Origin of the sequence: Mesorhizobium sp. M2A.F.Ca.ET.042.01.1.1 (assembly GCF_003997405.1) — a bacterium.
In the GTDB taxonomy this organism is placed as follows: domain Bacteria; phylum Pseudomonadota; class Alphaproteobacteria; order Rhizobiales; family Rhizobiaceae; genus Mesorhizobium.
Genome location: NZ_RZRX01000278.1, coordinates 1 through 7,828, shown reverse-complemented (window position 1 = coordinate 7,828; position 7,828 = coordinate 1). Strand labels below are relative to the sequence as shown.

5 protein-coding genes and 1 pseudogene are annotated in these 7,828 nt (G+C 64.9%); all 6 read right to left on the bottom strand.

Features of this window, described 5'->3' with window-relative positions; genetic code table 11:
• A pseudogene (locus EOA23_RS29065) lies at positions 1-243 on the bottom strand (amidase family protein); the annotation flags it as partial.
• 786 nt (positions 244-1,029) lie between these two features.
• Complete coding sequence (gene xth / locus EOA23_RS29050; protein WP_127306672.1) at positions 1,030-1,803, bottom strand: exodeoxyribonuclease III; 774 nt, start codon at positions 1,801-1,803, stop codon at positions 1,030-1,032.
• Between the two features lie 167 nt (positions 1,804-1,970).
• The gene (locus EOA23_RS29045; RefSeq protein ID WP_127306671.1) at positions 1,971-2,624 is read right to left on the bottom strand and encodes an alpha/beta family hydrolase; all 654 of its coding nucleotides are present in this window, start codon (positions 2,622-2,624) and stop codon (positions 1,971-1,973) included.
• Positions 2,625-2,836: 212 nt separating this feature from the next.
• Positions 2,837-3,931, bottom strand: coding sequence for a tetratricopeptide repeat protein (locus EOA23_RS29040; protein WP_127306670.1), 1,095 nt, complete (start codon positions 3,929-3,931; stop codon positions 2,837-2,839).
• A gap of 11 nt (positions 3,932-3,942) precedes the next feature.
• A complete protein-coding gene (locus EOA23_RS29035) occupies positions 3,943-4,851 on the bottom strand; it encodes a Ku protein (RefSeq protein WP_127306669.1) in 909 nt (302 codons plus the stop codon).
• A gap of 380 nt (positions 4,852-5,231) precedes the next feature.
• Positions 5,232-7,724, bottom strand: a complete 2,493-nt coding sequence (gene ligD / locus EOA23_RS29030) for a DNA ligase D (RefSeq protein WP_127306668.1) — start codon at positions 7,722-7,724, stop codon at positions 5,232-5,234.
• Positions 7,725-7,828 lie beyond the last annotated feature (104 nt).

Sequence of the window (7,828 nt, the reverse complement as noted above, 5' to 3'; positions counted from 1 at the left end):
GTAGGGGATGCCGTCGAGCGGCCCGAGCGCCTTGCCCGCGCGGCGGCGCCGGTCGGAAGCTTCCGCCTCCTCGAACATGTTCGGATTGAGGACGGGAGCCGCGTTGAGCGTGATGCCGTGACGGTCGTAATGGGCGATACGCCTGAGATAGGCCGCGACCAGCTCGACACTGGTGACGGTGCCGTCCTCCAGCGCGCGGCGCAGGTCGGCGATCGAGGCTTCGACAAGGTGGAGGGTGGGCATGATGGGCTCTGCTTGGGTGGCGTCTCGCTACCATTGCCCTGCCACGTGTTTACACCGCAAGGGGGCATTCGAGGAATGGCGCCGAGGTCAAAGCTGCTCATCTCCCCCCTTGTGGGGGGAGATGGCCGGCAGGCCAGAGGGGGGCGCGAAGGAACGCGGCATTGCGCATTGGCCCAATGAGAACGCGGTGAGTGTGACAGATGGCTGAATCGAGAAGTCGGCGGGACAGCGCCCCCCTCTGCCCTGCCGGGCATCTCCCCCATTTGGGGGAAGATCAGCCGTCGCCCCGGCTTTCGCCAATCTCCGACGTTGTCGCCTATTCCGGCGCCCCGCAACCGCACCGTCCTATCCCCGCCTGCCGCGGGCCAGTCGCGGATGGTGCGATGGCGGTTGCTTCAGTAGAACGCTGTCCCCAGAAACAGAACGGCCCGTCCTGGCCGCTTACTTGACAGGAACTCGTCGTATGAGATTATCGGACGGGATTTTCGAGGAGAGCAATCGCATGAAGAAGACTTACGAGAAGCCAGTTTTCGTCCGCAAGGGCAAGCTTTCGGCGATTGTGGCGGGTTCTTTGCCCACCCCGGGTTGACGCTGAAATCATCGCCATTTTGAGCATCTATCGATAGGGGACATCCTGATATGAAGAAGACATACGTGAAGCCTGAGTTCGTCCGCAAGGGCAAGCTTTCGGCTGTTGTGGCCGGCTCGCTGCCGGCTCCACAGTGATCGAGAGACCCAAAGCCTGATCTTTCAAGAATCCCCGCCACGGCGGGGATTTCTGTTTTCTCACCCCAGTTCCACCCACACCGGCGCATGGTCGCTGGGGTTTTCCCCTCCCCGCACCTCGCGGTCGATGCCCGCCGCTTTCAGCTTTCGCGCCAGCTTCTTCGACAGCAGGATGTGGTCGAGCCTGAGTCCCGCGTCGCGCGGCCAGCGGTTCCGGCGGTAGTCCCAGAAGGTGTAGAGCCTCTCTTCCCTTGGAAATACCTTGCGCAGCGCGTCGGTCCAGCCCTGGTCGATCAATGCCGAGAAGGCGGCGCGGCTTTCGGGCTGCACCAGCGCGTTGTCGTCATAGGAGCGGGTCTCATAGATGTCGCGCGGTTCGGGCACGATGTTGAAGTCGCCGGCAAGCGCCACCGGCAGGCCGGTATCGAGGAGCTCGGTCGCATGCGCCGCAAAGCGTTGGTGCCAGGCGAGCTTGTAGTCGAATTTCGGGCCCGGCCGCGGGTTGCCGTTCGGTGCGTAGAGGCAGGCGATGACGACGCCGTCGACCGCGGCCTCGATGTAGCGGGCCTGCCGGTCGGCATCGTCGCCGGGCAGCGCGTCGCGCGTCAGCACCGGCTCGGCGCCGCGGGCGAGGATCGCCACGCCGTTCCAGGTCGGCTCCCCCTTCCACACTGCGCCATAGCCGGCGTGCGCAAGCCTTGTCAACGGGAACTGCGTGTCGCGGGTTTTAAGCTCCTGCAGGCAGACGACATCGGGTTTTGCATTGGCCAGCCAGGCGAGCAGGTTTTCCAGCCGGCTGTTGATGTTGTTGATGTTGAAGGTGGCGAGTTTCATTTGCCGAAGACGCCCCTCGCTTCGTCATCCTCGGGCTTGACCCGAGGATCCATGCCGTGACGCATGCCAAGGAATGCGGCGGAGAAGAATATTGCCCCGTCGCAGCGCTCGTATGTAACGGCATGGATCCTAGGGTCTGCGCGCGTCGCTTCGCTCCTTGCTTCGCCCTAGGATGACGAAGCCGAGGGCTGCGCGAACTTAGCCACCATCGTCTCCGCCACCGTCTTCAAATGATCCGCCGTCGAAAAACCCGAGATGGCTTTGCGCGGCTTGAGGTCATGGTCGCCGTCCTCCAGCCAGACCACCTCTATCGCCGAGGAAAGGCCGTAGGTCGCGACCTCCTCATTGGTGCCGAACTCGTCGCGCGTGCCTTGGAAGATCAGCGTTGGCGTCTTCAGGTCAAGGAGATGCTTTGTCCGCAACTGCTCCGGCTTGCCCGGCGGATGGAACGGGTAGCCGAGGCAGGCGAGACCAACGATCTCGCCCTTGGCGAACATCTCGTCGGCGACCATCGAGGCGACGCGGCCGCCCATCGACTTGCCGCCGATGATGAGCTTGCCGGTCACGCCTTTGGCGCGCAGATCGGCGATCGCCTTGATGTATTCAGGGTTGACCGCCTCGGCGCGCGGCGGCGGCTTGCGGTGGCCATAGCGGCGCGCCGACATATAGTGGAACTCGAAGCGCGCGACCTGGAAGCCGGCCGTGCTGAGCGCCTTGGCGGTGGCGGTCATCGAGGGCGAGTCCATCGACGCGCCGGCGCCATGGGCGAGCAGGATGGTGATGGGAGCGGTGTCGAAGCCGTCGAAGAGGAAGTGGGTCATGGATGCGCCAACCTCGCCTTCTCCCCTTGTTGTGGGAGAAGGTGGCCGAGCGAAGCTCGGACGGATGAGGGGTGCTCCAGCTTGACGGATACGCCCGTCGAGATCCTTACTTGCGACAAGGTCACCAGCGCCTCATTCCTTCCAACACCCCTCATCCGTCTCGGCGCTGGCGCGCCGATCCACCTTCTCCCACAAGGGGAGAAGGTTGGGCGCTACCCCGCCGTGCGCGCAATGTGCAAATCCACGAACTGGATTCCCTTCTGCGCAGTCCGCGCCCATTCGGACTCCGCGTCCAGCTCCAGATAGCGCACCCACAGCCGCCGCGCCTCCGTCAGATCGCCCGCATCGAACTCCAGCCGCGCCAGGTTGAACACCGGGTCGGCATAGGTGTTGTCGAGGGCGATCGCCTTCTGCAGATGGCGCCTTGCCGACGCCACCTTGCCCTCGTCGCTCATCAGCCCGGCGAGGTTGAACCAGGCTTCCACAAAGCCCGGATCGAGCTTGATCGCCCGGGCATAGTCGTGCGCGGCTTCAGCGATCCGGCCGGCGCCGCGCAGGCAGTTGGCGCGGTTGAAGGCGGCGATGGCGTCGTTCGGGTCAATTGCCAGGCAGCGTTGGTAGAGCGCGGCCGCATCGTCATGGCGCTCTTCTTCCTCGGCCATCTCGGCCTCGGTGAAGAGCTCTTCCAGCGTATCGTCTTCCGGCGAGCCGAGGTCGAACAGCAATTGGCCGTCGAGCTCGCTCGTCCCATCGTCGAGATAGATCGCGTCCGGGCGGCCATGCTGCGAGCCGAGATTGAGCGATTTTGCCGTGAGCGACGCGACCGGGCCGGAGCGGTGGACCGAACGCGCGATCGCGCCCCAGGCGGCGCCGCTGGCGATCAGGCCGGCATATTTGCGCGCCAGGATCATGTCGCGGAAGGAATAGGGTTCGCCGTCATGCTCGAAAGCGTCGAACAGCGACAGCATTTCGAGATCGCCGCCCGTAAGCCGCGACTGGTCGATCAGCGACTGCCTGGAGAGTGATGAGGCGTCGGGCGCCTTCATCAGGCCGAGCAGGCGCAGGAAGCCGTTCTCGCTGACCAGGGTGCGGCCGGCCTCGCGCTCGGCCTTGGCGCGGCGCTCAATCTCGGCATCGCCGGATTTCGCCTTGGCCAGAAGCGCGCGACCGAACACGACATGGGTGGTGCGGCGGGTGACGCCGCGCCTCAGCTCCGCATGGCGGCGCTCGACCTCGCGCGCGGCGAGCCTGAGCGGAAAGGCGGCCAGCGCGCCGATGACGCCGAAGACGGCGCCGGGAACGATCACCGGCCCTCCCGTCACTTCTTGCTCTTGCCGACGGCCTTCAACAGGTTCGCCTTCAGCGGATTCTCAGTGGCCCCGCTGGCAGCCGCCCTCCTGGCGGGCTTTGCCGGCGCTTCCTCGGCCTTGCTCTTCGACTTGGCCGGGGGCTTGGCCTGCTGCGACAGGCTGGCCTTCAGCGCATCCATGAGGTTGATGACATTGCCGCGCTCGGGCGCCGCCGCGATGATCGGCTTGTGACCCTTGAGCTTCTCGCGGATCATCGCCATCAGCGCCACCTCGTAGCGATCCTCATAGTTCTTCGGATCGAAGTGGGTTTGCTTCTGCTTGATCAGCGCCATGGCAAGCTCCAGCATTTCCGGATCCGGCTTGCCGGCCGGGATGTTGCCGAAATATTCAGCCGTGCCGCGCACTTCGTTGGGATTCCTCAAGGTGCAGACGAACATGCCGTTCTCGCGCGCGCCGATCGTCACCACGCGCTCGCGGCTGGACAGCACGAGCCGCGCAATCGCCAGCTTGCCGGATTTGCGCATGGCTTCGCGCAGCACCGCGAAGGTTTCCTCCGCCATGGCGCCGTCGGGCGCGAGATAATAGGGCGAATCCTGGTAGATGACATCGACCTCGCCCTCGTCGACAAAGGCCTCGATGTTCATCGTGTGGTTGGATTCGATCCGGACCGCGTCGAGATCGGCATCATCGATGATGATGTACTGCTTGTCCTCATACTCATAACCGCGCACCAGGTCCGAGCGCTCGACCAGGCCGAGCTCCGGATCGACCGGCTTCATGTTGATGCGATTGTGCGTCTTCTTGTGCAGCTGATTGAACGAGATGCGCTCGCTCGCGCTGGTGGCCGGGTAAAGCCGGACCGGACAGCTGACGAGGCTGAGCTTGAGGTAACCTTTCCAACTTGCCCTGGGCGCCATGAAACACTCCTACGCGGCCATGCACTGACACTATGTTGGAGCATGGTCCTGTCGCGATCATGCTCTTGCAGCGCTTCGTCCGTAGGACGATTGAGGCTGCGGAAATCCTACACCGACCCGTGATGGTACTGCCGAAATCCTAGCGAAGTGTTTTCTGAGGCCGGTTGGCGCGGAGGATAGTTCAAATTGTAGCTAGCGTCGATGGAGATGGCGCCGCCCTTTTCCTCGCCCCACGAAGTGGGGAGAGGTGGCTCGGCGAAGCCGAGACGGAGAGGGGAATGGCGCGGCGCCGAATGTTTCCGGCGCTTGACCACATACGCTGGCGCTGCCCCTCTCCGGCCGCTGCGCGGCCACCTCTCCCCACTTCGTGGGGCGAGGAACTAGCGCTCCAACGCCGGCAGATCCCTACCCGCCTCGTCGATCTCCGCCCACGGATCGCCAGACGTCTCCAGCAGGCTCGGCAGCGAGGCGTAGTTCAGGTCCTCCGGCGCGTCGATCGTCTCGAGGTCCGTCCAGCTCACCGGCGTGGAGGCCGGCAGATTGGTGCGGGCGCGCAGCGAATAGGGGGCGGCGGAGGTGTGGCCGCGGGCGTTGCGGTGGAAGTCGATGAAGATGCGCTTCTTGCGGTTCTCCTTGCCCATGGTCGTGGTGAAGGTGTCGGGCGCACTTGCCGCGAGCAAGGTGGAAATGGCGCTGCTCGCCTGGTGCAGTTTCTTCCAGTTCTGCTTCCGGGTCACCGGCACGGTGATGTGGATGCCCTTGCCGCCGGAGGTCTTCACGAAGGGCACCAGGCCGAGGCTTTCCAGCCCGCCCTTGATGTGGACCGCAGCCTCCACTACTTCGCGCCACGAGATCCCCTCGCCCGGGTCGAGGTCGAAGACGATCTGGTCCGGCCTGTCGAGTTTTGTGCGGTGCGTGCCCCAGGTGTGGAACTCGACGACGCCGAATTGCGCCAGCGCCAGGTAGCCCTTGGCGTCCTCGACCGAAAGATAGGTTTTCGTCTCGCCTTCCGAATTGACGCTCTCGAACACCGCCACCGAAGGCGGCATGCCGGTGAAAGCGTGGCGCTGGAAGAAGCAGTCCTGCGGTTTTCCCGTCGGGCACCGCACTAGCGACACCGGCCGGCCGATGATGTGCGGCAGCATGAAATCGCCGACCAATGCGTAATAGACGGCGATGTCGAGTTTTGTCGGCCCGGTCTTGCCGAATAGCCGACGCTCCGGATTGGTGACCCAGATGGTGGCGAGGTCGGATTCGGCGATCAGCCGCTTGCGTTTCACCGGCACCGGCGTGGTCAGCCCGCCGACATCGCGCAAGCCGCGAAAGACGCCGTGGCGAATCGCATTGTCGGCGGTGCGATTCGAATAGCGCACGCGCGCCGACAGCAGCGGCTTCACCCAATGCATCTCGCGCATGATCTCGCGCGGCACGCCTTCCGGCGGGCTGGCGCCGGCCGTCAGCCGTTCCAGCCTGCCAAGCAGCTCGGTCGCCATGTCGCGGTCGAAGCCGGTGCCGACCTTGCCGCGATAGTGCAGCTCACCATTCTCGAACTCGGCCATGCCGAGCGCGGCCAGCCCTTCCGCCCGGTCGGAGACGGTGTAACCGGCGATGACGAAATCATCCGTCTTTTGCGCCTTCACCTTGGTCCAGCTCTTGGTGCGGCCGCTCATGTAGATGGCGTCGGCGCGCTTGGAGACGACGCCTTCGAGCCCCAGCTCCGAGGCCTGATCGTAAAGGCCCTGCCCGTCACCCTCGACATGGTCGCTGTACTGGATGGCGGCATTGGCGGCCTGGCCGACGAGCAGCTCGGCAAGCAGCGCCTTACGTTTGATGAGCGGCGCCTTGCGCAGGTCCCAGCCGTCGAGATGCAAAAGGTCGAAGGCGTAGAAATGCAGCTTTGAACCTGCGCCTTCGGCCAGCGCGTCCTGCAGCAGCGCGAAGCGCGAGATGCCCCTGTCGTCGAGCACCATGATCTCGCCGTCGATGATCGCCCGGGCGACCGGCAGGCGCGAAAAGGCCTGCGGGAGATCGCCATAGCGCTTCGTCCAGTCGATGCCGCCACGGGTGATCAGCCGCACCTCGCCATCCGTCACATGCGCCATGGTGCGGTAGCCGTCGAATTTGATCTCGTGCAGCCACAGCTCGCCCGTCTTCTCCGCCGGCCCCTCGCCGCCCGGCGGATTCGGCACCTGGGTGGCAAGCTGCGGCTCGATGCGGCTTGGCGGCGCGGCCTTGAGCGCGCCGGGCAGCGCGCCTGGTTTCAGCGAACCTAGCTTCGGAGGCAGACGTTCCCGCTTCCTCGGCGGCGCCCCCAGTTCCTCGATCCGGCGGCCGGACTTCACGCTTTCCGGCCGCTCGCTCAGGATGTCGCGTTTCGCATCGGCAGCGAGGTCGCGCTCCTTGAACAGCAGCCAGTTCTTCTTGTTCTCGTCCTCGCCGGGCTTGGGCTTCAGGCGCGTCAGCATCCAGCCGCCATTGAGCTTCTCGCCGGCCAGCCGGAACTTGAAGGCGCCGGTGCGCAGGCTTTTGCCGACATCCTCCATCGGCGCCCAGGTGCCAGTATCCCAGACGATCATCGGCCCGCCGCCATATTCGCCCTCGGGAATGACGCCCTCGAAATCGATATATTCGATCGGGTGGTCCTCGGTCTCGACGGCAAGCCGCTTGTCGGCCGGGTTGAGCGACGGCCCGCGCGGGACGGCCCAGCTCTTCAGCACGCCGCCGATTTCGAGGCGCAGGTCGTAATGATCGGCCGTGGCGTGGTGCTTGTGCACGACGAAGCGGTTGGAGCCCTCGGCGGCGAGGCCGCCCGCGGGCTCGGGGGTGCGGGAGAATTCGCGCTTGGCGCGATAGGGTTTGAGGTTGGCGGGCATGGATCAGGCGCCGAAGAACGCAATGGGATACGGCGACCGCCGAGTTCCCTCGCCCTCCTCTCTGTCCTGCCGGACATCTCCCCCTCTAGGGGGGAGATTGGCAG